At 69.8% G+C, this 23,842-nt stretch carries 22 protein-coding genes and 2 pseudogenes; 12 read left to right on the top strand and 12 right to left on the bottom strand.

Features of this window, described 5'->3' with window-relative positions:
• Positions 1 to 5: 5 nt before the first annotated feature.
• Both ACQ66R_RS14600 and ACQ66R_RS14595 read right to left on the bottom strand, forming a co-directional pair.
• On the bottom strand, positions 6 to 1,130 hold the full coding sequence (locus ACQ66R_RS14600; RefSeq protein WP_430423150.1) for a serine hydrolase: 1,125 nt from the start codon (positions 1,128 to 1,130) through the stop codon (positions 6 to 8).
• Between the two features lie 22 nt (positions 1,131 to 1,152).
• Complete coding sequence (locus ACQ66R_RS14595) at positions 1,153 to 2,127, bottom strand: cation diffusion facilitator family transporter (RefSeq protein ID WP_430423148.1); 975 nt, start codon at positions 2,125 to 2,127, stop codon at positions 1,153 to 1,155.
• A 257-nt stretch (positions 2,128 to 2,384) separates the two neighbouring features.
• Here ACQ66R_RS14595 and ACQ66R_RS14590 point away from each other — a divergent pair, with 257 nt between their 5' ends.
• On the top strand, positions 2,385 to 3,488 hold the full coding sequence (locus ACQ66R_RS14590; RefSeq protein WP_430423146.1) for a CobW family GTP-binding protein: 1,104 nt from the start codon (positions 2,385 to 2,387) through the stop codon (positions 3,486 to 3,488).
• Here the strand turns inward: ACQ66R_RS14590 and ACQ66R_RS14585 are convergent.
• The 3 genes from ACQ66R_RS14585 to ACQ66R_RS14575 all read right to left on the bottom strand — a co-directional run bounded on the left by ACQ66R_RS14585 (position 3,485) and on the right by ACQ66R_RS14575 (position 4,817).
• Positions 3,485 to 3,670 carry a hypothetical protein gene (locus tag ACQ66R_RS14585; protein WP_430423144.1) on the bottom strand — a complete coding sequence of 62 codons (186 nt, stop codon included), beginning with the start codon at positions 3,668 to 3,670 and terminating at the stop codon, positions 3,485 to 3,487. The two genes, ACQ66R_RS14590 and ACQ66R_RS14585, sit on opposite strands and share 4 nt — an antisense overlap.
• A gap of 137 nt (positions 3,671 to 3,807) precedes the next feature.
• Complete coding sequence (locus ACQ66R_RS14580; RefSeq protein WP_430423142.1) at positions 3,808 to 4,227, bottom strand: biopolymer transporter ExbD; 420 nt, start codon at positions 4,225 to 4,227, stop codon at positions 3,808 to 3,810.
• A 146-nt stretch (positions 4,228 to 4,373) separates the two neighbouring features.
• Positions 4,374 to 4,817 (bottom strand): biopolymer transporter ExbD, encoded by a 444-nt coding sequence (locus ACQ66R_RS14575; protein WP_430423140.1) that lies wholly within the window; start codon positions 4,815 to 4,817, stop codon positions 4,374 to 4,376.
• A gap of 164 nt (positions 4,818 to 4,981) precedes the next feature.
• Between ACQ66R_RS14575 and ACQ66R_RS14570 the strand changes: the two genes are divergently transcribed.
• Positions 4,982 to 5,950 (top strand): WD40 repeat domain-containing protein, encoded by a 969-nt coding sequence (locus tag ACQ66R_RS14570; protein WP_430423138.1) that lies wholly within the window; start codon positions 4,982 to 4,984, stop codon positions 5,948 to 5,950.
• Positions 5,951 to 6,362: 412 nt separating this feature from the next.
• On the opposite strand, the gene ACQ66R_RS14565 is transcribed toward ACQ66R_RS14570, so the two are convergent.
• The 3 genes and pseudogenes from ACQ66R_RS14565 to mtgA all read right to left on the bottom strand — a co-directional run bounded on the left by ACQ66R_RS14565 (position 6,363) and on the right by mtgA (position 8,709).
• A complete protein-coding gene (locus ACQ66R_RS14565; RefSeq protein ID WP_430423136.1) occupies positions 6,363 to 6,788 on the bottom strand; it encodes a CBS domain-containing protein in 426 nt (141 codons plus the stop codon).
• A 198-nt stretch (positions 6,789 to 6,986) separates the two neighbouring features.
• Positions 6,987 to 7,741, bottom strand: a pseudogene (locus ACQ66R_RS14560) (IS5 family transposase).
• Positions 7,742 to 8,010: 269 nt separating this feature from the next.
• Entirely contained in the window at positions 8,011 to 8,709 is a 699-nt protein-coding gene (gene mtgA / locus ACQ66R_RS14555; RefSeq protein WP_430423134.1) for a monofunctional biosynthetic peptidoglycan transglycosylase, read from the bottom strand.
• Positions 8,710 to 8,783: 74 nt separating this feature from the next.
• Between mtgA and ACQ66R_RS14550 the strand changes: the two genes are divergently transcribed.
• The 5 genes from ACQ66R_RS14550 (at position 8,784) to ACQ66R_RS14530 (ending at position 14,839) form a co-directional block, all read left to right on the top strand.
• Positions 8,784 to 9,446 carry a nitroreductase gene (locus ACQ66R_RS14550; RefSeq protein ID WP_430423132.1) on the top strand — a complete coding sequence of 221 codons (663 nt, stop codon included), beginning with the start codon at positions 8,784 to 8,786 and terminating at the stop codon, positions 9,444 to 9,446.
• A 250-nt stretch (positions 9,447 to 9,696) separates the two neighbouring features.
• A complete protein-coding gene (locus ACQ66R_RS14545) occupies positions 9,697 to 12,612 on the top strand; it encodes a Dyp-type peroxidase (protein ID WP_430423130.1) in 2,916 nt (971 codons plus the stop codon).
• A 22-nt stretch (positions 12,613 to 12,634) separates the two neighbouring features.
• Positions 12,635 to 13,288 carry a lysoplasmalogenase family protein gene (locus ACQ66R_RS14540; RefSeq protein ID WP_430423128.1) on the top strand — a complete coding sequence of 218 codons (654 nt, stop codon included), beginning with the start codon at positions 12,635 to 12,637 and terminating at the stop codon, positions 13,286 to 13,288.
• Positions 13,289 to 13,382: 94 nt separating this feature from the next.
• On the top strand, positions 13,383 to 13,865 hold the full coding sequence (locus ACQ66R_RS14535) for a hypothetical protein (protein WP_430423126.1): 483 nt from the start codon (positions 13,383 to 13,385) through the stop codon (positions 13,863 to 13,865).
• 38 nt (positions 13,866 to 13,903) lie between these two features.
• The gene (locus tag ACQ66R_RS14530) at positions 13,904 to 14,839 is read left to right on the top strand and encodes a cyclase family protein (RefSeq protein ID WP_430423124.1); all 936 of its coding nucleotides are present in this window, start codon (positions 13,904 to 13,906) and stop codon (positions 14,837 to 14,839) included.
• Positions 14,840 to 14,966: 127 nt separating this feature from the next.
• Here the strand turns inward: ACQ66R_RS14530 and ACQ66R_RS14525 are convergent, their stop codons facing one another.
• Positions 14,967 to 15,734, bottom strand: coding sequence for a hypothetical protein (locus ACQ66R_RS14525; protein WP_430423122.1), 768 nt, complete (start codon positions 15,732 to 15,734; stop codon positions 14,967 to 14,969).
• A gap of 188 nt (positions 15,735 to 15,922) precedes the next feature.
• On the opposite strand from ACQ66R_RS14525, the gene ACQ66R_RS14520 reads away from it, so the two are divergent.
• Both ACQ66R_RS14520 and ACQ66R_RS14515 read left to right on the top strand, forming a co-directional pair.
• Positions 15,923 to 16,780 carry a dienelactone hydrolase family protein gene (locus ACQ66R_RS14520; protein ID WP_430423120.1) on the top strand — a complete coding sequence of 286 codons (858 nt, stop codon included), beginning with the start codon at positions 15,923 to 15,925 and terminating at the stop codon, positions 16,778 to 16,780.
• A gap of 27 nt (positions 16,781 to 16,807) precedes the next feature.
• On the top strand, positions 16,808 to 17,662 hold the full coding sequence (locus tag ACQ66R_RS14515) for a dienelactone hydrolase family protein (protein WP_430423118.1): 855 nt from the start codon (positions 16,808 to 16,810) through the stop codon (positions 17,660 to 17,662).
• A gap of 10 nt (positions 17,663 to 17,672) precedes the next feature.
• Here ACQ66R_RS14515 and ACQ66R_RS14510 read toward each other — a convergent pair whose 3' ends face one another.
• Together ACQ66R_RS14510 and ACQ66R_RS14505 are read right to left on the bottom strand one after the other, a co-directional pair.
• The gene (locus ACQ66R_RS14510) at positions 17,673 to 18,389 is read right to left on the bottom strand and encodes a hypothetical protein (RefSeq protein WP_430423116.1); all 717 of its coding nucleotides are present in this window, start codon (positions 18,387 to 18,389) and stop codon (positions 17,673 to 17,675) included.
• Positions 18,386 to 19,297 (bottom strand): aminotransferase class IV, encoded by a 912-nt coding sequence (locus ACQ66R_RS14505; protein WP_430423114.1) that lies wholly within the window; start codon positions 19,295 to 19,297, stop codon positions 18,386 to 18,388. The genes ACQ66R_RS14510 and ACQ66R_RS14505 overlap by 4 nt, the downstream gene beginning before the upstream one ends.
• A gap of 104 nt (positions 19,298 to 19,401) precedes the next feature.
• Here ACQ66R_RS14505 and ACQ66R_RS14500 point away from each other — a divergent pair, with 104 nt between their 5' ends.
• Both ACQ66R_RS14500 and ACQ66R_RS14495 read left to right on the top strand, forming a co-directional pair.
• Positions 19,402 to 20,595, top strand: coding sequence for a M24 family metallopeptidase (locus ACQ66R_RS14500; protein WP_430423112.1), 1,194 nt, complete (start codon positions 19,402 to 19,404; stop codon positions 20,593 to 20,595).
• 162 nt (positions 20,596 to 20,757) lie between these two features.
• Positions 20,758 to 21,873 (top strand): annotated as a pseudogene (locus ACQ66R_RS14495) (molybdopterin molybdotransferase MoeA); the annotation flags it as partial.
• Here ACQ66R_RS14495 and ACQ66R_RS14490 read toward each other — a convergent pair.
• Entirely contained in the window at positions 21,828 to 22,886 is a 1,059-nt protein-coding gene (locus ACQ66R_RS14490; RefSeq protein WP_430423110.1) for an XdhC family protein, read from the bottom strand. The pseudogene ACQ66R_RS14495 and the gene ACQ66R_RS14490 sit on opposite strands and share 46 nt — an antisense overlap.
• Before the next feature lie 87 nt (positions 22,887 to 22,973).
• Here ACQ66R_RS14490 and ACQ66R_RS14485 point away from each other — a divergent pair, with 87 nt between their 5' ends.
• Positions 22,974 to 23,840 carry an aldo/keto reductase gene (locus ACQ66R_RS14485; RefSeq protein ID WP_430423108.1) on the top strand — a complete coding sequence of 289 codons (867 nt, stop codon included), beginning with the start codon at positions 22,974 to 22,976 and terminating at the stop codon, positions 23,838 to 23,840.
• The last annotated feature ends 2 nt before the right edge of the window (positions 23,841 to 23,842 follow it).

Raw genomic sequence — 23,842 nt, 5'->3', positions numbered from 1 at the left:
CTCTGCTAGTCCGCGACCGTCGTCCCGGTGTCGCGCATCCACTGCTCGACCACGGCCCCCGAGACCGACTGCATGAAGGCCAGGCGCGCGGTCACCGGGTGGCGGGTGCGGGGCAGCATGACCGCCACCGCATAGGTCCGGCCGTCGGGCGCGGTCAGCAGGCCCACATCGTTGATGCCCAGCGACGCGCCCTGGAAGTCCTGACCGGTGCCGGTCTTGTGCGCGATCGACCAGCCCGGGGGCAGGCCGCCCTTCAGCCGGCGGGGCCCCGTCCGCGCCGCCGTCATCAGGCTGGTGATCCGCAGGGTGGACTCTTCCGACAAGAGGGCGCCACGCGACAGGGCCGCCAGCGCCGCGGTGATGGCGGCGGGCGAGGCGCCGTCCAGCGGGTCGGAGACATAAGCGTCGGCGGCGGCCTCGCGCACCGCCATCGGCAGCGCCTCGCGCGCGTTCTGGAAGTTGCGGCCGAAGCCGTACTCGTGGCGCCAGGAGAGCCCCGCCGTCTGCGCCTGCAGGTCGCGTTCGTACGCGCCCACCTTCACGTCGGTCAGGCCCATGTCCTCGAGCGCCGCGCGCACGCCCTCGGGGCCGCCCAGCTCGCGCATCAGCCGATCGTTGGCGGCATTGTCGCTCTCGACCAGCGCACGGCGCAGCAGGTCCGACACCGGCGTCACATAGCGGCCCTGCCGGTACTCGGCGACGACGGGCTGGAAGAACACCGAACGGTCGGCGTCGTCCATTGTCACCCAGGCGTTGAGGTCGATCCGGCCCTCGTCCACCGCCCGCATCAGCGCGATGGCGACCCAGAGCTTCGAGACGCTCTGCTGCGGGTAGAGCCGGTGCTGGCCGACGCCGGCGGTCCACCCCGATGCGACGTCGGTCACCGCGATCCCCACGTCCTCGCCGTAGCCGGCGGCCAGGACGTCCAGCCGCGACTGCAGGGCGCTCGGCGCTTCGGGCGCCTTGTCCTGGAAGATCGAAAGGCGGGTGGCGGTCAGCTTGGCGGTGGCGGCCTGGCGGGTCGCGCGGTCGGTCGAGACCATGCCCGCGGCCACGGCTGCGGCGACCACCAGGACGCCAAAGACCAGGACCCGTCTGCGCGGCAGATATCGTCGTCGCAGCCGTGTCATCCGTCAGAAACGCTTCGCGACCTCAACCGTGCTCGTGGCCGCTGTGATCGTCGTGGCCGTGGGAGTCGCCCCTTACCTCGACGGTCACATGGCTGAGGCCCGCCAGTCCAGCCAGCCGCGCGCGGTACGTCGCCACAGGCTCGGGGTGCGCCGCGGCGATGACGGCGATGACGGCATGGTGCCCCGGACCCAGGCGCCAGAGGTGGAGGTCGATCACCCGCTCGCCCCCGTCCGATAGGCGCCGGCGCACCTCGGCGGTCAGTTCGGGGGACGGGTTGATGTCGAGCAGCGCCGCGCCCGCGCGCTTCAGCAGCGTCCAGGCGAACTGCGCCACGAGGAGCGCGGCCAGCAGGCCGGCCAGCGGGTCGGCAAAGCCCAGGCCGAGGAACTCGCCGGCCGCGATGGCCGCGAGCGCCAGCACCGAGACGGCGGCGTCTGCGGTCAGGTGCAGGTGGGCGGCCGACAGGTTCAGGTCGCCCTGCGGATCGTACCGGTCGGAGGCGGCCGTCGTGGGCTTCAGCAGCCACATGCAGACCAGCGTCACCACCAGGCCGCCCGTCGCGATAGGCAGCGCGCTGTCGTAGTGCACCTCGCCCGGGCGGATCAGCCGGCTGACGCTCTCGACCCCGATCAGAACGGCGGTGACCGCCAGGACCACCGCGTTGGCGAAGCCCGCCAGATAGCCCACCTTGCCGGTCCCGAAGCTGAAGGCCGGATTGCCGGCGTGACGCCGCGCCAGGGCATAGGCCGCGGCGGCCACCACCAGCGCCACCACGTGGGCGGCCATGTGCAGGCCGCTGGCCATCAGCGCCATCGAGCGCGTGGCGAGTCCGCCGGCGACCAGCGCCACCAGCGTGGCCACGCAGATCGCGGTGACGATCCAGGTGCGTCGCTCGTTCCGCCGATGGTCCGCGCCCAGATAGACGCGGTCGGCCCGGAAGGCGTCGAGCGCCTCGGCCTGGTCCAGCCGGTCGGGAGCGGAGGTGGTCGAGGTCAAGCGCGGTCTCGTGGGGTCCGGAGCGGGAAAGTGTTATGTTGTAACATATGGGGTCGGTCAAGGCGCGGGCGCCTCGGCGGGATGGATACGATTTCGCTGCGGCTCGATCCAGAAGGCGCGTTCGTGCGGCAGGCCATCGGGTTCACCCTGACCGGAAAGCCCTTGAGGGTCGAGGGCGACGCGCGGACCACGCTGTTCAAGCCACCCCTCCGAAAGGAAGGTTCTCATTGCGCGCTCAGCGCACTACATGTCGGCCCATGAGCGAGACCCTCACCAAGACGCCCGTCACCGTGCTCACCGGCTACCTCGGCGCCGGCAAGACGACCCTGCTGAACCGCATCCTCTCCGAGGACCACGGCAAGAAGTACGCCGTGATCGTCAACGAGTTCGGGGAAGTGGGCATCGACAACGACCTGATCGTCGGCGCCGACGAAGAGGTCTTCGAGATGAACAACGGCTGCGTCTGCTGCACGGTGCGCGGCGACCTGATCCGGGTGCTCGCCGGCCTGATGAAGCGCAAGGGCAAGTTCGACGGCATCATCGTCGAGACCACCGGTCTGGCCGACCCGGCCCCGGTGGCCCAGACGTTCTTCGTCGACGACGACGTGCGCGCCCGCACCGAGCTGGACAGCGTCGTCACCGTGGTCGACGCCCTGCACCTGCCGCTGCGCCTCAAGGACAGCCGCGAGGCCGCCGAGCAGATCGCGTTCGCCGACCAGATCATCCTGAACAAGACCGACCTGGTCACCGAGGCCGAGCTGGCCGAGGTGGAAAAGGCGATCCGCACGCTGAACCCGATGGCGCCGATCCGCCGCGCCGAGCGCTCGAACGTGCCGCTGGACGTTGTCCTGGGCCGCCACGCCTTCGACCTGGCGCGCGTGACCGAGCTGCAGCCCGACTTCCTGAACCCGGCCCACGGCGAGGCCGGGCATGTGCACGACGAGCACTGCGATCATCACGACCATGATCACCACGGACACGATCATGGCCACGTGCATGACGAGCACTGCGGCCACGACCACCATCATGATCACGCCCACATCCACGACCACGTGGCCGAGAGCGGCATCACCTCGATTTCACTGACTTCGGACAAGCCGATCGACGGCAACCGCGTCACCGCCTGGCTCAACAACGTGCTGCAGACTCAGGGCGTCGACATCCTGCGCGCCAAGGGGATCCTGGACGTGAAGGGCGAGGAGCGCCGCCTGGTGTTCCAGGCGGTGCACATGATCCTGGAGGGCGACTTCCAGCAGCCCTGGACGTCGAAGGACAACCGCTATTCGCGCCTGGTCTTCATCGGCCGCAATCTCAACGAGGACGCGCTGCGGGCCGGCTTCGAGAGCTGTATCGCGGCCTAGGCTGCGATGGGTCGGCCGACCAGTTGACGCAGGCGAGTTGTGGCGACCACTTCGGGGCGCAGCATGCCGCACCATTCGACGGTCCGTCCGCCGCGCCATTCCAACGTGATTTGCTTGCCTTCCGTCCGGAAGCGCCCGCGGTGGATCTGAGGGCCCACCGAAACTTCGACGATCTGCCACATGGTCGTTCCGCGCCTTCGCGCTCTCTTAACGAGGTCATTCTGACCCCACCTGTGCGCTCAGTCATAAACGAAGGCATTTACCTGCCGATTAATGATGAACAGGCGGCTCACCATGGGAGCCGCCTGCCGTCATCGGCCTAGAGGGCCTCGCCTACCAGCCCGACGTTGCCGTAGCCCGCGCGGCGCAGAGTGTTCATTAGGTTCATGAGCGCGCCGTAGCGGACGCCCTCGTCGGCGCGCAGGTAGATGCGCTGCTTGCGGTCGTCGCGGCCCAGGGCGGCGGCGGCGGCGGCGGGCAGCCCTTCCAGGGTCGTCGCACGGTCGCCCACGTAGACGCGGCCGTCGAGGGTCAGGCTCACGATCACCGGCTGGGACGGCGCGGGGTCCGAGACGGCGTCCGGCAGGTCGACGTTCACGGAGACGGTCGAGACGGGCAGCGCGACCATGAAGATGATCAGCAGCACCAGCATAACGTCGACGAAGGGCGTCACGTTGATGTCGGCGTTCTGGCGGATGTTCCAGGCGGTGTTGGAATGGGCGGAAAGGGATGCGGCCATGTGCAGCTCCTGTGAGTTACGAATGTAAGATATTACAATCGTGCAATCACGCAACCGCCTTTCCCACTGGGCGGGAAGGACTGGACATAGAAAAGCCCGCCCGGGTCTCCCCGGGCGGGCTCTTCCGAATAGGCTGTGCGAAGGGCCTAGAGCTCTTCGTTGATCAGGGCCACCTGATAGAAGCCGTTGCCCTGCAGGGTGTTCATGACGGCCATGAAGTCCCCGTAGCGCACATCGCGATCGGCGCGGATGTACACGCGCTGCTCGGTCGGCGGGATGGTGGGGTCTTCGCGGGTCAGCACGACCGACAGGTCACCCGTCAGGCGATCCAGGCCCGTGGCTTGCTCGCCGATGAAGATGCGTTGGCCGGCCTGCAGGTTGATGAGGATCGGCTCCTTCACCTTGGTGCCGGGGGGCGGCGGGATCGCGGGCGGCAGGTCGAGCTTGATCGACACGGTCGCGGCCGGGATCGACACCATGAAGATGATGAGAAGCACGAGCATGACGTCCACGAAGGGCGTCACGTTCATGTCCGCGTTCTGGCCGAGGGCGAACTTACCTCCGCCGCCACCGCCAACCTTACTGCCCATACGTCCTGGTCCCTTACCCTTTGCGCGCGCAGTCCGCACTTGTTCGGGCCGACCATTGGCAAGCCGCCAAGCCCTTGTAAAGCGCGAATGCGCTGAACGGCGTTCGAAGGCGAGGAACGCCCAACGCTTGCCCCGCGCAGCCTCGAAGCCCTAAAGCCCAAGGCATGAATTTCGACTTCGACGCCTATGTCACCGCCGCCCTGTTCGATCGCACCGGCCGCGCAAGCTTCGCCCTGGGGGACGGCAGCGTCCGCTTCGAGGGCGGCGAGTCGCTCGAGGCGCACGACGGCGCGGTCCTGTCGGCCTGCCTGCCCCCCACGGGCGAGGGCGTGATCACCGGCGGCGACGACGGGCGCGTCGTGCTTACCACCCCCGCCGGCGCGACCGAACTGGCCAAGGTTCCGGGCCGCTGGATCGACACGGTCGCCGCCAGCCCCGACTCGAAACTGATCGCCTTTGGGGCCGGCCGCGAGTTGCACGTGCGCGACCCGGCCGACCCGGCGTTCGCGCGGGTGTTCCAGCATGAGAAGTCGGTGGCCGACGTGGCGTTCGACCCCAAGGGCCGGCGCCTGGCCGTAGCGACCTATGGCGGCGTGTGGCTCTGGTATGCCCGGATCGCCGACCAGAAGCCGGTGACGCTCAAGTGGGCCGGCAGCCACATCGCCCTGGCCTGGAGCCCGGACGGCAAGTTCCTGGTCAGCGCCATGCAGGAAAACCAGCTGCACGGCTGGCGCGTGGCCGACGAGAAGAACATGCGGATGGGCGGCTATCCCTCGAAGGTGAAGAGCCTGGCGTTCATGTCGAAGGGGAACCTGCTGGCCACCTCGGGTGCGAACGGGGCGGTCTGCTGGCCGTTCGCGGGCGCGACGGGGCCGATGGGCAAGCAGGCCGCCGAGATCGGCTGGGACGAGAGCGCGGTCACCACCCGCATCGCGGCCACGCCCGACAAGAGCTGGCTGGCCGCCGGCCTCGACGACGGCCGCGTCTGGGCCTGCGACGTCACCGGCGAGAAGCTGGTCCCGCTGAAATCGGACAAGGACGCCGCAATCACGGCGCTGGCCATCAGCTCCGACGCCAAGCGCGTCGCCTGGGGCGATGAGGACGGCGGCGCAGGTGTGGCTGACGTGGGCTAGGGTCACAGCCGAGGGGGCTACAGCAAGGACGAATGGCAAGGCGGCGAGCGACGCCAACTCAGGCGCTGCGGTTCAAGCTTGAGCTGCTGAGAGGCCAACGGGAGATGCGCGGGCGCCGCCGCGCCGACTTGGTCGGATTCCTCTTGGGGCTGCTGTTGGTCGCCGGCGTCGCACTGGCCGCCTGGCTGAACGCCCCCATCGGTCCGCCGACTCGCACATCCGGGGTCATTGAGTCGATGCAGCTGATCTCGCGCGGATGCCCGTGCGCGACGGTCAGTGTGGACGGTCACAGGGCCATCCTCAGATCGGCGACTCTGCGGGTCTGCCAGGTCGGTGACCGTATTCCGCTGGACCGCCGGAAGGCGCCGATCGGGTTCCGATACAGCTTCCCTCCGGGGTCTTGTCGCTGGCGTTAGTGCGCCGCGGGCGAGTTCTCGCTGATCTCGCCCAGGGTCTTCCCGACCGCCTTGGCGCCGTAGTCGACCGCCACGTCGCCCAGCGACAGGATGCCGGCCAGCTTGCCGTCGGCGTTCAGCACGACCAGACGGCGGATCTGCTTCGCGCCCATCTTGGCCGTGGCGTCGGCGACGTTGTCGTCCTCGAGGCAGGTCTCGACGCCTTCGGTCATCACATCGGCGACCGGCGTGTCCAGGCCCATGCCTTCCGCGACGACCCGCAGGACGATGTCGCGGTCGGTGATCAGGCCCACGACCTTGCCGTCGTCGGTGACCGGCACGGCGCCGCTCTCGACCTCGGCCATCGTGCGGGCGACCTCGGCGACAGTGGTGCGCGGCGTGGCGGTGGCGACCTGGGCGGTCATGACTTCGCTGACGTTCATGGGGGGCTCCTTTGTCTCGGCGCCCTAAACCCCCTGGGCGCCACAGCGTTCCGCCGCCTGACCGCAGGAAAGCGAGCGGGCCGCAACCGCGGCTCGCCAAAGCCAGCTCTTCGAAATTCGTTTAATATCGAACGATTTCTGCGCGCGCTGCGCCAAGGCCATGTGTGCCGCAGGCGGCGTCCTAGGTCCTGTGGACACTTATCGTAGCCACAAGACGATGGCGGCGAGGGTGACGATGGCGAGGTAGTTGCGGGCGGTCTTCTCGAAGCGGGTGGCGACGCGGCGGAACTGCTTGAGCCTGGAGAAGCAGCACTCGACCAGGTGGCGCTGAGCATAGAGCTGGGCGTCGAGGGGGTGCTTGATCGCGCGGGATGGGTTGTTCGGTATGACGGCGATCGCGCCCTTCTCAGCGATCTTCTGGCGCAGGCGATCTGAGTCGTAGGCGGTATCGGCCATCACTACGTCGGCGGCCAAGCCTTCGATCAAGGGTTCGGCCTGGGGTGCGTCGCCACGATGGCCGGCGGTGAGGCTGAACCGGACAGGACAGCCCAGGCCTCTGACCGCCATGTGGATCTTGGTGCTCAGGCCGCCGCGGGAGCGGCCAAGGGCCTGATCTTCAGACCCCCCTTTTTCGCGCCCGCCGCATGCTGGTGGGCGCGCACGATGGTCGAGTCGACGATCAGGTACTCGAAGTCCGGATCGTCCGAGAGCGCCTCGAAGATGCGCCACCAGACCCCTTTGGCGCTCCAGCGGCTGAAGCGCCGAAAGACCGTGTTCCAGTCCCCGAACACCTCGTGCAGGTCACGCCAGGGCGAACCCGTCCTGACGATCCAGAGCACGCCCTCGACGAACATCCGGTTGTCCCGACCCGTCGAGCCCTTCTGATCCGGCCGCCCGATGATCAGCGGCGCGATCCGCTCCCACTGCTCATCGCTCAGCACCAGTCGATCCATCACACCCAAGACCGCCTCCAAAAAGCAGTCTTGAATCACGCTTCGGACCCAGCGTGAATCCTAAGAGTCCACAGCTCCTAGCGGGCGAAGACCTGCGACGGCGGCTCGATATGCTCGGCCGTGCTGGTCCGCGGGGCCAGGATGACCGTGGCGATGGCGGCGGCGGCGATGAGACTGAGTTTACGCATCTCGTTCCTCTTGCGAGGACGTTAGCCACGTGAGGCTAAGGATCGCTTACTGCGGCGAGAGATTCCGCCACGCCACGAGGCCTACAGGACGCAGGACGTCAGGCCCTCACGCCGCACGGCCTTGGCGTTGCGGTTGATGCTGCCGGCGCGGCGCTTCATGTACGGGCCGGGCTTGGCGGCTTTCCAGGACAGCGGCTTGGGCACGATGGCCGCCAGGCGGGCCGACTGGGTGGCGTTGAGCCTGCTGGCGGGGATCCTGAAGTTGCGCTGCGCCGCGGCCTCGGCGCCGTAGACGCCCGGACCCCACTCGATGGAGTTCAGGTAGACCTCCATGATCCTTTGCTTGCCCCAGCCCACCTCGATCAGGACGGTGAACCAGGCCTCCAGGCCCTTGCGGACCCAGTCGCGGCCCGGCCAGAGGAAGATGTTCTTGGCGGTCTGCTGGCTGATGGTGGAGCCGCCGCGCAGCTTCTTGCCTGCGGCGTTGGCCGCCATGGCCTTCTCGATGGCCTCGAGATCGAAGCCATGATGCTCGCAGAACCGGGCGTCCTCGGCGGCGATCACGGCGCGCACCAGGCTGGGCGAGATCTGCTCCATCGGCACCCATTGGCGCTCGAAGCCGCGCCCCTCGATAGCGCGCTGGACCATCAGGAAGGTCACCGGCGGCGGCACGAAGCGGTAGATCGCCACCATCACCACCGGCCCGATGAAGAACACGATGAGGCCGGCGATGAGGACCGCCCGCACGAACCCCCAGAATCCGCCGCCCCGCTTGGCCACTGGTCCTTGCCCTCACCTTAGGACGGGATGGTAGGCGCGATTCGTAAGGCTGGGGTCAACGGGCGAGCTTGCGCATGAACGTCTCCGACGCGATCGAACACCGGATATCCGTACGCGCTTTCCTGGACCGGCCGGTGGCCAAGGACGTCGTCGCCGAGATCATCACCAAGGCGGCCCGCGCGCCATCGGGCGGGAATCTGCAGCCCTGGCGGGTCTACGCGCTGGCGGGCGAGCCGCTTGCGGCGTTCAAGGCGGCGGTCGCCGCAAACCCCGGCGGCGAGCCCATGGAATACGCCGTCTACCCGCCCGACCTGTGGGAGCCCTTCCGCACGCGGCGGTTCGTCAATGGCGAGCAGCTCTACGCCAGCGTCAGCGTGCCGCGCGAGGACAAGGCCGCGCGCCTGCGCTGGTTCGCCCGCAACGCCGAGCTCTTCGGGGCTCCGGTGGGCCTCTTCTTCTGCCTCGACCGCAAGCTGGGCCCGCCGCAGTGGGCGGACCTCGGCATGTACATGCAGAACGTGATGCTGCTGGCGGTGGAGGCCGGGCTCGACACCTGCGCCCAGGAGTTCTGGGCCCGCTATCCGCTGTCGGTGGCCAAGACGGTCGGCCTGCCTGAGGACCACATGGTCTTCTCGGGCATGGCGCTGGGCTATCGCGACGCCCAGCACCCAATCAACGGCTGGCGATCCGCACGGGACGCCCCCGAAGTCTGGTCAGAGTTGCACGGTTTCGACTGACGGTTGCGCTTTGCCCCTTCCCCCGGTTGAGTTCTTGCAGCTAAAACTAGAACGGTATGGGCGTTGCAACCGCTGTGGGGGCGCGCGTGGGGCTGGGCGAAACGCCGAGAACGAAACGGATGGGGCCGCCGATGGCGCCGCCCGTCGAGCTGTCGCGTCGGCCACGTGAGCGCCGGCGCCGGCCTGTCGCGTTCGTCCCCCGCACCCTCCCGGAGCCGGGGCGGCTCGTCGTCAAGCTCAAGAGGCCGGCATGAGCCACAGCTGGGTCACGATCGTCATCCCGATGGAGTCGGCCCGCACGGCCGACACGCGCGCCGAGCTGCGCAAGATGGACAATCCGGCCCGACGCGAGGTGCGCGATGCGCTGCGCCAGGACCTGAAGATCCACTTCATGAGCACGGGCGTCATCGCCGGCGATCCGGGCCAGCCGTCACACTTGGTGATGGAGATATCCTCCGACCTGGCGCCGCCCGAGACCATCGCCCTGGTCGCACGGGTGCTGGCCCCGTGGATGGGGCCCGTGTTCGCGGCCGCGGGGATCAAGGGCGAGCTCGCCGCGGCGATGCAGGCGCACCACGTGAAAACCGGCCAGGGCCTGCTGGATCATCCAGGCCTCGACCACACCGGCTCGCCCGGCATGAGCGTCCAGCGCATCCGGGATGAGTGGGACTTGGCGCGCGGCATCCGCGACCTGTTCGATACGAAGTCCTACACCGGCACGCCGCTGCAGATCCTGGAGCAGGTCCGCGCCGACGTCCGCACGGGCGACGCCTTCAAGGGCCTGCAGCACCTGCTCCAGCCCGAAGCCACGCCCTGCCTCCTGGCGCCGCCGCCGCAGCGGCCGGTGGGCGCGCTGATCGCGGGACTGGTATTCCCGGCGATCGCGACCTTCCTGTGGCCTGTGGTGATCCCGGCGCTGCTGCTCGCCGTGCTGGCCACCTGGCTGACCTGGCAGGGCGGCGCCGGCGCCTCGGTGACCCTGCTGGTGCTGCTGACCGGGCTGTCGCTCAGCGGGCTGGCGACCCTGGGCGCGGCGGCCGCGATCTACGGGGGCCTGCGCAAGCGCGAACTCGCCGATCAGCCTGACGACAGCCTGCCCGACGATGCCGTGCTGTCCGAGATCTACGCCGACGAGAACCAGGCCGCCCAGAACCACATGACGGGCGTCTCGCGGATGAAGCCCGGCCACCTGCGCCGGCTGACCCTGCGGCTCGCCTTCTGGTTCATCGGCAACGTCGCGCGCCTGCAGTACCGGCCGGGCTTCCTGGGCCAGCTGGGCACCATCCACTTCGCCCGGTGGATCCTGCTCCCCGGCACGGACAAGCTGGTGTTCTTCTCCAACTACGGCGGCAGCTGGGAGAGCTATCTCGAGGACTTCATCACCAAGGCCCACGCCGGGCTGACGGGTGTCTGGAGCAATACCGAAGGCTATCCCCGCGCCAACAACCTGTTCGGCGACGGCGCCACCGACGGCGACCGCTTCAAGCGCTGGGCGCGCCGCCAGCAACAGCCGACGCCGTTCTGGTACTCGGCCTATCCGCACGTCACGACCGCGCGCATCCGCGCCAACGCCTCGATCCGCCAAGGCCTGACCTCCGCCTCGACCCGTGAGGAGGCCGAGCTGTGGCTGGCCCAGCTGAACTCGCGCACCCCGCCCTCCACCCTGCTGGAGACCCGCGAGGTCCAGACCCTGCTGTTCGGCGGGCTGAAGCATCATCCGCACGCCGTGCTGCTGGCGATCTCGGCGCCATCCGACGCCGCCTCGGCGAAGGCGCTGCTCACCGCCGTGAAGCCGCTGATCGGCTATGGCGATATGCCCGATCCCAACGCCGTCGCCATGCTGGCCCTGGGCGCCGGCGCGCTGGCCAAGACCGGCCTGTCGCAGGCGGGCCTCGCCAGCTTCCCGTTCGCCTTCCGCGATGGGATGGCCAGCGCCGCGCGCTCGAAGATCCTGAGCGACACCGGCGACGACAAGCCCGCCGAATGGCTCTGGGGCGCGGGCGACCGCGACGCCGACGCCGTGCTGGTGATCTATGGCGCGACGCCCGCGGTGCTGAAGGCCGTGGAAGCCGAAGCCATGACCGTGCTCGCCGCCCACGGCGGCCGCCTCGTCCACCGCGTGGCCCTGCGCGACCTCGACTCGGCCGCTCAGGCCTCGGGCCACGGTCTGAAGAACCAGGAACACGAGGCGTTCGGGTTCGCCGACGGCGTGTCCCAGCCGCTGATCAAGGGCGCCCGGCGCTGGAAGGCCGCCCGCGACGCGATCCACGAGGTCGAGCCCGGCGAGTTCATCCTGGGCTATCCCGACAACCGGGGCTTCCTGCCCCTGACGCCCGTCGTCCCGTCCGAGACCGACCCGAAGAACCTCTTGGCCACGGTGGCCCCGCCGCCGGCCGCCGGCTATGCGCCCGATCTCAGCAACAGCCACGCCAACCTCGACCGCGACCTGGGCCGCAACGGCACGTTCCTGGTGGTCCGCCAGCTGGCGCAGGACACCAAGGCCTTCGACGCCTCTCTGAAGGTGCTGGCCGACGCCGCCAAGGACCACCCCGGCGCGCCTCCGGGCCTGACGCCGGACCAGCTCCAGCACTGGATCGCCGCCAAGATGGTGGGCCGCTGGAAGGACGGCACCTCGCTGGTCCGCTATCCAAACCGGCCGGGCACGGGCTGGAACAACGAGCACCCGCACATCGCGCCCGACAACGACTTCCTGCTGGGGGCCGAAGACCCGGTGGGCCTGCGCTGTCCGTTCGGGTCGCACATCCGCCGCACCAATCCGCGCGAGAGCTTCGAGCCGGGATCGATGGAGCAGCTGGCCATCGTCAACCGCCACCGAATCCTGCGCGCCGGCCGCCGCTATGAAGGCTACGTCCCCGCCAAGGGCGCGAGGAAGGAAGACGGCGGCCTGATGTTCATGTGTTTCAACGCCGACCTCGAGCGGCAGTTCGAGTTCGTCCAGCAGACCTGGGCCATGGCGCCCCAGTTCCACGGCCTGGAGAACGAGGTCGACGCGATCCTGGGCCGCGGCAAGACCACCGGCCGCCTGACCATCCCCACCGCCTCGGGCCCGCTGCAGGTGAAGGGGCTGGCCGACGTCGTGCGCGTGCGCGGCGGCGGCTATTTCTTCGTGCCCTCCCGCGCCACCCTGGACTATCTCTCGTCCTGAGTTTGGGGTTCGGGGGAGTCCGATGCGTATCACCGTCTGGGTGCTCGCCGCCGCCGTGCTGGCCGGGTGCAGCTATGTCGCGGGCTGGTTCCTGCCGATCCCGCCCTGGGCCAACGTCGCCTGGAAGGGCGCGGGCGTCAGCTTGCTGGCGCTCTACGCAGCCTTGAATGCGAAGTCGCTGGACGGCTGGCTGCTGGCCGTCGTCCTGGCCTTCGGCGCCCTGGGCGACATGCTGCTGGAGACCCATGGCCTGGTCGTGGGCGCCCTGGCCTTCCTCGCCGGCCACATCACCGCCACGGGCCTCTACCTGCGCAACCGCCGCCCGGCCAGCGCCGCGGACTGGGCGGTCGCCACCGCCATCGTCATCGGGGTCACGGTGACGGCCTACCTCTTGCCGCCCGAACGCGCCGGCGCGGGCCTGATCGCCCTCTACGCCCTGGGCCTGGCGATCATGGCCGCCTGCGCCTGGCTCAGCCGCTTCCCCCGCCCGCTCGTCGCCGCCGGCGCGATGATGTTCGCCGTCTCCGACCTGCTGATCTTCCTGCGCACCGGCCGCCCCACCCTCGACATCCTCCCCATGGGCCTCGCCGTCTGGGGCCTCTACTTCGCCGGCCAAGCCCTGATCGCCGTGGGGGTGGTGCGGGGGTTGAGGACCGCGAAGCAACCGCACGCTTAACCCGCGTAAACCACGCCTCTTCAGGGCAATTTCACCGCGTCCGGTCACCCTGGGCCCAGGTCTCTCGAGGACCTTCCCGGCCCAGAAGGACCCCATGCGGCTTACGCCCCACCGACTGATGCAGGCGTTGCGCGTGGGCGGCATCTCGGCCGGCGTGGCGGCGGTGATCGCGCTGGCGGGGCCGTTCAAGTACGAGGACCTGGGACTGCCGTTCCCCGACACCGTGGCGCATGCGGTGCTCTTCTACGGTGTGACCCTGGCGATGCTCAGCTCGCTGCCCAAAGCCCGGGCCAACGAGGTGGCGATGATCGCGATCCTGCTGGCCGGGATGAGCGAGGTGGTCCAGTCGGTGTTCGGCCGGTCGATGTCGTTCCACGATTTTGCCGGCGACAGCGTGGGCGTGGCGGCGGCCTATGCGCCCATCGCCATCACCCGACTGCGCGAGCTGTCGCGCCTGCACCCGCATCAGACCTTCGCCGAGATCCGGGCCGCCGACCGCCGCACCTCTCGCGCCATCGGCGCGCGCACCGCCACCGAGCAGGCCGCCGCCAAGCTGGCCACTCCGCCCGCGCCGTGACACGCTCGCCGCCATAACAAGAGGCGGAGGGAGAGGTCATGATCGGGAAGCTGCTGGGCGCGACACTGGCCGTGTCGTGCGTCGCCGGCGCCGCGCAGGCGCAGGACGACTGGTATCCATCTAAGTATGGCGCGGCCGACACCCTGGGCGCCGTCAACAACCTCTCGCCCGAGGGCGTGAAACGGGCCGCTGCGCTGGTGAAGACCGGCAAGGTCTATGCCCTGGGCATCCCCACCGGCCCTGACGCGCCGGTCTACGGCGAGCGCAAATATACCGCCGAGGGCATTCCCACGCCGCCGCCCGGCCAGCCGCCGATCGGCGAGAGCAAGGTGACGGCCTTCGACGAGAAGGTCACCACCAGCATGGGCATCGGCACCCAGATGGACGGCCTGGCGCACCTGGGCATCGATCACCGGCACTACAACGGCATCAAGGCCGACGAGCTGGCGGCGACCAGGTTCGCCAAGCTCGACATGTCCAAGATCCCGCCCATCGTCACGCGCGGCGTGGTGATCGACATGCGCAAGCATTTCGGCAGGCCGCTGGCCGCCGGCCACGCCTTCACCGCCGCCGACATTCAGGCCGCTCTGAAGAGCCAGAGGATCACGATCGGCAAGGGCGACGTGGTGCTGCTGCACACCGGATGGATGGCCGACAAGCTGGCGAGCGACAAGGCGGCCTTCCAGGCCAACGAACCGGGCCTGGGCCTGGAGGCGGCGACCTGGCTCTGCGACCAGGGCGTCGTCGCCATCGGCGCCGACACCATCGCGCTGGAGGCCATCCCGTTCGAGAACCCGAACCGCCCGTTCGTGGTGCATCAGCACATGCTGGCCAAGCGCGGCGTCCACGTGCTGGAGAACATCAACGTCGGGCCACTGGCCGCCGACGGGGTCACCGAGTTCCTGTTCGTCCTGGGCCAGCCCCGCTTCCAGGGCACCGTCCAGGTGGTGATCAACCCGATCGCGATCCGCTGAGGTAAGCCGCGCGCCCTCCTCACCCGTAGGGGGAGGGGGACCGCCCGAAGGGGGGTGGAGGGGAACACTCCAAGATCGGCGCTCCCGGCGCACCCCCTCCACCATGCTGCGCATGGTCCCCCTCCCCCTACGGGTGAGGAGGGGCGTCGTAGAATCGGGCGAACGTCTCCAGCGGCGCCTGGACCGCCAGGACCCGCAGCGGGAAGGCGGTCCAGGGCGCGTCCGCGTCCAGGCCTTCGAGATTGGCGAGGAATGCGTCTCGGACGTCCGCGCGGATCGCCTCGCGGCTGTCGATCATCTGGCCCCAGCTGGACGTGCCGGTCAGGTGCACCGGGCCGGGCGCCAGCGCCCGCGTCGCCACGTACGGCGGCGGGAACAGGCGGCGGTAGGCCTCGAGATTGTAGAGCCAGGAGCGGCCGGCGATCTGGGTCGCGTCGGGATGCTTTTCAGCGATCCGGCGCGTCATGGCGGCCAGTTCGTCCCGGCGCCGCCCGATCTTTGCCGAGGCCAGTGGGCCGCCCGCCTCGTCGGTGTCGCGGTTGTTGAAGTGGATCTTCACCACCCCATCCTTGGGGGCCTCGAAGGCGAAGCAGCCGAAGCCCTCCTGGCCGGCGAGCGGCAGCGCCTCGTCTACGACATCGCGGAACGTCGCCTGGCACAGCGCGACCTGATCGGCCATCGACGCTGTCGCTTCCAGCCGTTCCACAAACGACAGCCAGGCCTCGGTCGGCGCGGTCATGATCGGGATGCCCTGGCCGAACCGGCGGCAGAGGTTGGTGTGCCGGTACGCCGCCTCGCCGAGGCTCAGCCCGGTCACCTCCGCCATCCGGGCGGCGAACCGCAGCTGAATCTCGAAATAGGGTCCCAGGCGTTCGGCCCGCGCCGCTCGGCTCATGTCCATCGCCCCGCTCACCCCCCGTTTGCGCCCGGCCGTCCGGAGGCCGAAAGGCGCCGGCACACTGATCTGGTTCTCGCCTGACCGCCACGCTTGCCTCCCGCCGCAATACCGCCGCAACATTCCCGGCGACGCATACGCGCCGAAGAAGACGCCTGCGAACGGCGGACAGCGAGCGGGAGGCTCCCATGTGCGACGACGATATCCACGTCGGCCTTGTCTATGACCCCAAGGTGTCGCGCCGCATGTTCGGCGTGCTGACCGCCGCCGCGGCGGGCGGGGTCGCCACCGGCGCCTATGCCGCCGACGTGGTGGAGAAGGACGTCGAGGTGAAGACCGCCGACGGGATCGCCGACTCGGTCCTGTTCCATCCCGCCGGCAAGGGGACCTGGCCCGCCGTCCTGATCTGGACCGACATCGCCGGCCTGCGCCCGGCCTTCCGCGAGATGGGCCGCCGGCTGGCCGGCCAGGGCTATGTCGTGCTCGTGCCGAACCCCTTCTACCGCTCGGTGAAGGGCGTGGTGGCCACCCCGGGCTTCGACTTCTCTAACCCCACGGACCGCGCCCGGGTCATGGGCTATCGCGGCGCGATGACCAACGCCGGCATCGACAGCGACGCCCAGGCCTACGTGGCCTTCCTCGACGCCCAGCCGCAGACCAGCAAGAAGAAGAAGGTGGGCGTCCAGGGCTATTGCATGGGCGGGCCGCTCTCGTTCCGCACGGCCGCGGCGGTCCCCGGCCGAATCGGCGCGGTGGGCAGCTTCCACGGCGGCGGACTCACCACGAAGAATCCCGACAGCCCGCACCTGCTGATCCCCAAGACCAACGCGGGCTACCTCGTGGCCGTCGCCCAGAACGACGACAAGGCCCAACCCGACTCGAAGGACATCCTGAAGGCGGCCTTCGCCGAGGCGAAGAAGACCGCCACGGTCGAGGTCTACCCCGCCGCCCACGGTTGGTGCGTGAAGGGCAGTCAGGTCTACAACGAGGCTGAGGCCGAACGCGCCTGGGCCGAGCTCAGCAAACTCTACAAGGCCAAGCTCTAAACCCGTCCCCCACCAGAGGCTCACCCCATGTGCGACGACATCCATGACGGCCTGATCCACGACCCCACGGTCTCGCGCCGCACGTTCGGCATCCTGACGGCCGCCGCGGCCGGCGGCCTGGCCACCAACGCCTATGCCGCCGACGTGGTCGAGAAGGACGTGATGGTGAAGACGCCCGACGGCGAGGCCGACGCGGCGCTCTACTATCCCGCCGGCAAGGGCACGTGGCCCGGCGTGCTGATCTGGTGCGACTTCCTCTCGCTGCGCCCGGTGTTCCGCGAGATGGGTCGGCGGCTGGCGGCCGAGGGCTATGTCGTGCTGGTGCCCAACTTCTACTACCGCTCGAAGAAGGCCCCGGTGTTCGAGGGGACGTTCAACTTCGCGAGCCAGGAAGACCGCGCCAAGATCGCGCCGTTCCGTGCGGCTCTGACCAACGAGGCGGCGACCCGCGACGCCGGCGCCTACATCGACTTCCTCGACGCCCAGCCTCAGACCAACAAGAAGAAGAAGATCGGCGTCCAGGGCTACTGCATGGGCGGGCCGCTGACCGTGCGCACCGCCGGCGCCCGTCCGGCCCGGGTCGGCGCCGCGGCGACCTTCCACTCCGGCGGTCTGGTCGGACCGCAGCCCGACAGCCCACACCTGCTGATCACCAGGACCAAGGCCGCCTACCTGATCGCCACGGCGGAGAACGACGACAAGCAGCGCCCGACGGAAAAGGACGAGCTGAAGAAGCTGTTCGCCGACAACAAGCTGAAGGCCACGGTCGAGGTCTATGCGGCCGACCACGGCTGGTGCGTGAAGGGCGGGCCCGTCTACAAGGAATCCGAGGCCGAGCGCGCCTGGGGCGAGCTGCTGAAGCTGTACAAGACGAGCCTGTAAGGCTGCGGCCTCAGAGGCGGTGCGCGAGCATCGCCTCATAGTGGGGGCGGGCGGCGTCAGCAATCCTGCGCAGGTCGTCCGGCAGCGGCGGATAGGCCGTGCGTTCGGGCGTGGAGAAGCCGGTCGATTTCCACACCGAGTCGTACCAGGCCGGCGCCCAGACGCCGTCGCTGTCGCGGGCGCCGGCGGGCCAGTTCAGCATCGCCTCCGAGAATTCGATCTCCAGCGCATCGCATAACCTGGACAGAGTTCCGCGCGGATCGGCGGTGACGTCGGCGCCGCGCACCACCGGCGGCGCCTTGCCCAGCCGATCAGCCTCGCGTTCGAAGATCGCCCGCTGCTGGACGACGCCGATGTCGTCGAGCCTGACCTCTCCCCGCTTGGCCACATAGGAGGCCAGCACCTCCGCCGGGTCGCGGATCAGGAAGGCGTTGCGGCAGTCCCGCACCCAGTCCAGGCCGAAGCCCGGTAGCATGTGGTGGGCCATGTGCTTCTCGTAGACCAGGTCGCCGCCAGCCGCCGCCAGACCATCGGCCACCGCCCGCCAGTCGGTCGGCTGGGCCGCCAGCACCTCGTCGCGCATCGGATGGTCCAGGCCGGTCTCGGCCAGGTAGGCGGCGTAGAACGGCTCATCCACGACCGTGCAGTCGGCTCGATTCTCGAAGCTGCGCATCATCGCCGTCGAGATGTTGCGTGGCCCCGACCACATGGCGATCCGGATCGTCACCGGCCCGCGTCCTCGTCCTTGAGCGCTTCGTACGCCGCCCGCAGGCGCTGGGTCATCGGCCCCGGCAGCGCCTCGGGCAGCGCGTGGCCGTCGATGGATCGCACCGGCGTCAGCCCGCCGAACGTGCCCGTGACGAACGCCTCGTCCGCCTCGGCCACGTCGCCAAGGTCGAAGTCGCCCAGCGTGATCGGGATGCCGTGCCGGCGGCACAGGGCGATGACGTTCGCCCGCGTCACGCCGTTGAAGCAGTAGTCGCCGGTCGAGGTCATCACCCGGCCGTCCTTCACCCAGAAGAAGTTGGTCGCGTTGCAGCTGGAGACGAAGCCGTTCGGGTCCAGCATCAGCGCCTCGTCGCCGCCCTTCTCGATGGCGTCCAGCAGCGCGCGGATCAGCGCCAGCCGGCTGTGCGAGTTCAGCCGCATGTCGAACATCTCGGCCGGCGTGCAGAGGATCGACGAGGTGGCCAGCGCCAGCCCACGGGTCAGGATCTCCGGACTGGGTTCCTTGTACTCGGCGGTGATCACGATGGTGGGCTTGCCCAGCCAGTTTCGCGGGTCCTGGTTCACCGCCTTCTTCTCGCCGCGCGTCACCATCAGCCGCAGGTGGGCGCCGTGCTCCATGCCGTTGGCGGCCAGGGTGCGATGGATCTCCGCGGTCAGCTCGGCCTGGGTCAGGCCGATATCGAGCGCGATATCCTTCAGCCCCGCGTAGAGCCGCTCCAGGTGGGTCTCCAGGAATAGCAGCCGTCCATGGTGCAGCCGCAGCCCCTCCCAGACGCCGTCCCCCAGCACGAAGCCCGCGTCGAACACCGACACCCGCGCCTGATCCTTGGGCACGAGCTCGCCGCTCACATAGACCTTGAGATCGGCGTTCCTGGGGTCCGCCGCGAAATCCTGACTGCCTGCCATGGGGCGGACCCTAGCGGCGCCGTGTCTCCACTCAACCCCCTCACAGGCAGGGGTGGAAAAGAAGTGCGCCGCCGCGCTAGGTCTCCAACAGCAAGGAGCGTCCCATGAGCCAAATCGGCGGATCGACGGCGGAACGGGAACTGGCGGACCTGACGCCGTGGCCCAACCCCGCGCCTGCCATCACCCGCGACGAACGCCTGGCCCGGCTGGCCAAGGCGCAGTCGCTGATGACCACCGACGCCCTGATCATCGGCGCCGGCGCCTCGCTGGGCTATTTCACGGGCGTCGGCTGGGGCGCGACCGAGCGGCTGGTGGCGATGCTGCTGCCGAAGTCGGGCGCCCCCGTGATGATCTGCCCGCGCTTCGAAGAGGGCTCGCTCAACGCCTCGCTAGGGATCGAGGCGTCCCTACGGCTTTGGGAAGAACACGAGAACCCCTCCGAGCTCGCGGCGCAGGTGCTGCAGGAATGGGGCGCGACGTCCCTCGCCATCGGCCCGGCCCTCGCGTTCGCGATGTTCGACGGCCTGCGCCAGGCGGCGCCCGACGTGGTCATGCCCAGCGCCGCCCCGGTCGTCGACGGCTGCCGGTCGATCAAGTCGCCGGCGGAACTGGCCCTGATGTCCCAGGCCAAGGCCATGACGCTGGAGGTCCACCGTCGCGCCGCCCGCATCCTGGCCCCGGGGATCACCACCGGCGCCGTCCGCCGCTTCATCGATCAGGCGCATCGGGCGCTGGGCGCCGATGACGGCAGCACGTTCTGCGCCGTGCAGTTCGGCGAGGCCTCGGCCTATCCGCACGGCCTGCCGGGCGAACAGCAGCTTCAGGACGGCGACCTCGTGCTGATCGACACCGGCTGCCGGGTCCAGGGCTACAACTCCGACATCACCCGCACCTACGCCTTCGGCACGCCCACCCCCGAGCAGCGTCGCGTCTGGGACATCGAGAAGAAGGCCCAGGCCGCCGCCTTCGCCGCCGTGAAGCCGGGCGTACCGTGCGAGGAGATCGACGCCGTGGCCCGCGGCGTCCTGGCCGCCGAGGGCTTCAGCCCGGGCTACGACCTGCCGGGCCTGCCCCACCGCACCGGCCACGGCATCGGCCTGTCGATCCACGAGGCGCCCTATCTGGTCCGCGGCGACAAGACCCCGCTGGCCCCGGGCATGTGCTTTTCCAACGAGCCGATGATCGTCATCCCCGGCGCGTTCGGCGTGCGGCTGGAAGACCATTTCCACGTGACCGAAGACGGCGCCGCCTGGTTCACCGAACCGCAGCCGGATCTGGAGCGGCCGTTCAAGGCGTAGTCCCACTTACTTTGAACGTCATCCCCGGGCGCCGTCCCGGGGATCCACAGGTCGGCGGCGAGGCCGTCGGAGCGGGCCGAGGGGCGTCGGCGTGGCTGACGCATATCCCCGGCACAAGGCCGGGGATGACGTTCATCGGGTGGGTCGCTATGGCTGACGCCCATGAAGCTCCTCGCCGTCGATGACGCCCGCGCCCGGATGCTGGCCGAGATTTCCGCGCTCGCGCCCGAGGCCGTCGCGATCCAGGCGTCCATCGGCCGTGTGCTGGCCGAGGACGTGACCGCCGTCCGCGACCAGCCGCCGTTCGCCGCCTCGGCCATGGACGGCTGGGCGGTGCGCAGCGGCGACACGCCGGGGACGCTTCGGATCGTGGGCGAGAGCGCCGCCGGCCATGGCTACGAAGGCGCAGTGCAACCGGGCGAGGCGGTGCGCATCTTCACCGGCGCCGCCCTGCCGGCCGGCTGCGACGCCATCGTGATCCAGGAGGACGCCAGCCGCGACGGCGAAACAGTGACGGTCCCCGCGACCGCGTCCGGCAACCACCTGCGCCCGGCGGGCGGCGACTTCCGGGCCGGAGCTGCGCTGCTCGCGCGCGGGACCCGGATCGATCCGTGGCGCCTGTCGCTGGCCGCCGCAGCCGGACGCGCCGAGCTGTCGGCGACGCGGCGCCCGAAGGTGGCGCTGTTCTCCACCGGCGAGGAGATCGTCGAGGCGCCTGCTACGCCAGGCCCCTTCCAGATCTACGACAGCGGCTCGCGCGCCCTGGAGGCGCTTATCACCGGCTGGGGCGCCGAGGCTCATCGCGCCCGGCCCGTGAAGGACTCCCTGGAGGCCACCATCGAGGCCCTGCGCCACGCCGAGGGCGATCTGGTCGTGACCGTGGGCGGCGCCTCGGTCGGCGACCACGACTTGGTGCGCGCGGCGGCCGACGCGCTGGGCCTGGAGATGACGGTGGCCAGCGTGGCGGTGCGACCGGGAAAGCCCACCTTCTTCGGCGTTCTGGCCGACGGCCGTCGCCTGCTGGGCCTGCCCGGCAATCCGGCCTCGGCCCTGGTCTGCGCTGAGCTTTTCCTGCGGCCGATCCTCAACGCCTATCAGGGCGCGACGCCCGGGCCCGAACTGCGGACCGCGAAGGCCGCCCAGCCCCTGCCGGCCAATGGCCCGCGCGAGCACTGGATGCGCGCCCAGCTGGCCTACGACGGCGGCGTGGTCACCGCCCGACCCTATCGCGATCAGGACTCTTCGCTGGTCAGCGTCTTCGCGGCCTCGGACGCGCTGTTGCGCCGTGCGCCCAACGCTCCCGCCGTCGCCGAGGGCGATGTCGTCGACATACTGTCGCTGGCGCGCGCGTAGCGCATCGCGGTGATCTCGCCGATCACCGACACCGCCACTTCGAACGGCGCCTTGCCGCCGATATCCAGGCCGATGGGGGCGTGCAGGCGGGCGATCGCCGCCTCGGGCATCCCCTCGGCCTGCAGTTCGGCCAGCCGCCCGGCCAGCCGGCGCCGCGCGCCCAGCAGGCCCACATAGGACGCCGCCGACGGCAGCGCCGCCTTCAGCGCCGCACGATCGGTGTCGAGATCGTGGGTCGCCACCGCCACCGCCGTCCAGGCGTCCAACCCGATGATCGCCAGCGCCGTCTCCGGGTCCTCGCGGCGATAGGCGACGCCGGCCACAGGCGGCGGGGTCTCAGGGCCCTTGGGACGCACCAGCGTGGTCTCGAAGCCGGACTTCACGCCCAGCTCGGCGATGGCCAGGGCCGTCGGGTCGCCGCCCACGATCACCAGCCGCGGCGTCGGCTCATAGGCCTTGATCACCGCCGCCTCGGGCCAGGGCGAGAGAGCGGGCGCGCAGGCCCTGGCTCGGCCGTCGCTGACGTAGACCACCGGCCGCCGCCCGCCCCAGGCGTCGAGCAGCGCCGACAGCGCCGCATCGTCCGCCGACAGCCGCTCCAGGAAAATCTCGATCCGCGCGCCGCAGAGCAGCCGGATGTCGGGCCAGGGGCTGCCCTCGCCATAGACCAGCGTCCGGGGCTCGCCGTCCGACAGGCAGGCGGCGGCATGGCCGGCGATGTCGCCCTCGACGCAGCCGCCCGAGAAGTAGCCGGACACGATGCCCGGCGCGAAGACCATCTGCGTGCCCTCGGGCCGCGGCCCGCCGCCTTCCACCGAGACCAGCGTGGCCAGCACCAGGGCCGAGCCCCCATCCCGCGCCGCCTTCAGCGCGGGGCGCACGTCCTCGGCCAGGCCGAACTGCGCCCACTCCGGAAGCTCGAAAATAGAGTCAATCACGCCTTAACCTTCGGTGGGATACAGCTTCTTAGTCTTCCTGCGTCAAATTGGCCCCTCGTTCCGATTTGACCAAGCATTTCAGGCTGCATGACCGTTTCGCTCAGCAAACTCGGCCTCGGGACCGCCCAGTTCGGCCTCGACCAGCCCCCGGGCCCCCGGGGTCGGCCGCGCGACGCTGAGGCGCGCGATATCCTTTCGATCGCCGGTCGTTCAGGCCTGTCCGTCCTGGAAGTCCCGCGGCAGCCGTCGAACGCCGACACTCTGCTGCGCGGCGCCCTGCCCCAACCGCAGCCGTTCCGTCTGAGCCTCACCACCATCCGCCCCGACCGCGGCCCCGACGCCGTGGAAGCCGAGCTGCGCGCCCAGATGCTGCGCCTGGGCGTCGAACGGGTGGACGCCGTCATGGCCCCTTCGGCCACCGATCTGTTCTCGCCCCAGGGACCCGCCATGTGGGACCGGATGCGGGCGCTGAAGGACGAGGGTGTCTGCCAGCGCATCGGCGTGCCGGTCTACGCCTCGGACGATCCGGTGGGCGTGGCGCGCCGCTTCAAGCCCGACGTGGTCCAGGCGCCGGCCTCGCTGCTCGACCAGCGCCTTCTGCTGGACGGCTCGCTCGCCGCCATCGCCGAGCTGGGCATCGAGGTGCACCTGCGCTCGATCTTCCTGAACGGCGTCCTGTTCCTGCCGCCCGACCGGGCGCCCAGCCACCTGAAGGCCGCCGCCGGCCGCATCAGCCGTGCGCGTCGCCTGATCGCCGAGGGCAAGTCCGATCCCCTGCAGGCGGCCCTGGGCTTCGCGCTCTCGCGCCCCGAGGCCTCGGCCGTCCTGGTCGGCGTCACCTCGGCCGCCGAGATGAGCGCCGTGGCCGCCGCCGCCATGAGCCCGCCCCCGGACCTCGACTGGGACGAGATGGCCATCGACGATCCCGAAGCCCTGAGCTGGGCTGCGGCTTGAGT

The organism is Phenylobacterium sp., from assembly GCF_965284355.1.
GTDB lineage: Bacteria > Pseudomonadota > Alphaproteobacteria > Caulobacterales > Caulobacteraceae > Phenylobacterium.
Note: the sequence above shows the minus strand (reverse complement) of the source record. Positions and strands in the feature narration are given on the sequence as shown.

Bases quoted from the DNA above. Each gene is read 5' to 3' on its own strand.
- ACQ66R_RS14485 (WP_430423108.1), top strand. From the start codon at position 22,974: ATGACCGTTTCGCTCAGCAAACTCGGCCTCGGGACCGCCCAGTTCGGC.
- ACQ66R_RS14570 (WP_430423138.1), top strand. From the start codon at position 4,982: ATGAATTTCGACTTCGACGCCTATGTCACCGCCGCCCTGTTCGATCGC.
- ACQ66R_RS14590 (WP_430423146.1), top strand. From the start codon at position 2,385: ATGAGCGAGACCCTCACCAAGACGCCCGTCACCGTGCTCACCGGCTAC.
- ACQ66R_RS14530 (WP_430423124.1), top strand. From the start codon at position 13,904: ATGATCGGGAAGCTGCTGGGCGCGACACTGGCCGTGTCGTGCGTCGCC.
- ACQ66R_RS14600 (WP_430423150.1), bottom strand. From the start codon at position 1,130: ATGACACGGCTGCGACGACGATATCTGCCGCGCAGACGGGTCCTGGTC.
- ACQ66R_RS14575 (WP_430423140.1), bottom strand. From the start codon at position 4,817: ATGGGCAGTAAGGTTGGCGGTGGCGGCGGAGGTAAGTTCGCCCTCGGC.
- ACQ66R_RS14565 (WP_430423136.1), bottom strand. From the start codon at position 6,788: ATGAACGTCAGCGAAGTCATGACCGCCCAGGTCGCCACCGCCACGCCG.
- ACQ66R_RS14525 (WP_430423122.1), bottom strand. From the start codon at position 15,734: ATGAGCCGAGCGGCGCGGGCCGAACGCCTGGGACCCTATTTCGAGATT.
- ACQ66R_RS14535 (WP_430423126.1), top strand. From the start codon at position 13,383: ATGCGGCTTACGCCCCACCGACTGATGCAGGCGTTGCGCGTGGGCGGC.
- ACQ66R_RS14585 (WP_430423144.1), bottom strand. From the start codon at position 3,670: ATGTGGCAGATCGTCGAAGTTTCGGTGGGCCCTCAGATCCACCGCGGG.
- ACQ66R_RS14540 (WP_430423128.1), top strand. From the start codon at position 12,635: ATGCGTATCACCGTCTGGGTGCTCGCCGCCGCCGTGCTGGCCGGGTGC.
- ACQ66R_RS14580 (WP_430423142.1), bottom strand. From the start codon at position 4,227: ATGGCCGCATCCCTTTCCGCCCATTCCAACACCGCCTGGAACATCCGC.
- ACQ66R_RS14520 (WP_430423120.1), top strand. From the start codon at position 15,923: ATGTGCGACGACGATATCCACGTCGGCCTTGTCTATGACCCCAAGGTG.
- ACQ66R_RS14545 (WP_430423130.1), top strand. From the start codon at position 9,697: ATGAGCCACAGCTGGGTCACGATCGTCATCCCGATGGAGTCGGCCCGC.
- ACQ66R_RS14500 (WP_430423112.1), top strand. From the start codon at position 19,402: ATGAGCCAAATCGGCGGATCGACGGCGGAACGGGAACTGGCGGACCTG.
- ACQ66R_RS14550 (WP_430423132.1), top strand. From the start codon at position 8,784: ATGAACGTCTCCGACGCGATCGAACACCGGATATCCGTACGCGCTTTC.
- ACQ66R_RS14505 (WP_430423114.1), bottom strand. From the start codon at position 19,297: ATGGCAGGCAGTCAGGATTTCGCGGCGGACCCCAGGAACGCCGATCTC.
- ACQ66R_RS14515 (WP_430423118.1), top strand. From the start codon at position 16,808: ATGTGCGACGACATCCATGACGGCCTGATCCACGACCCCACGGTCTCG.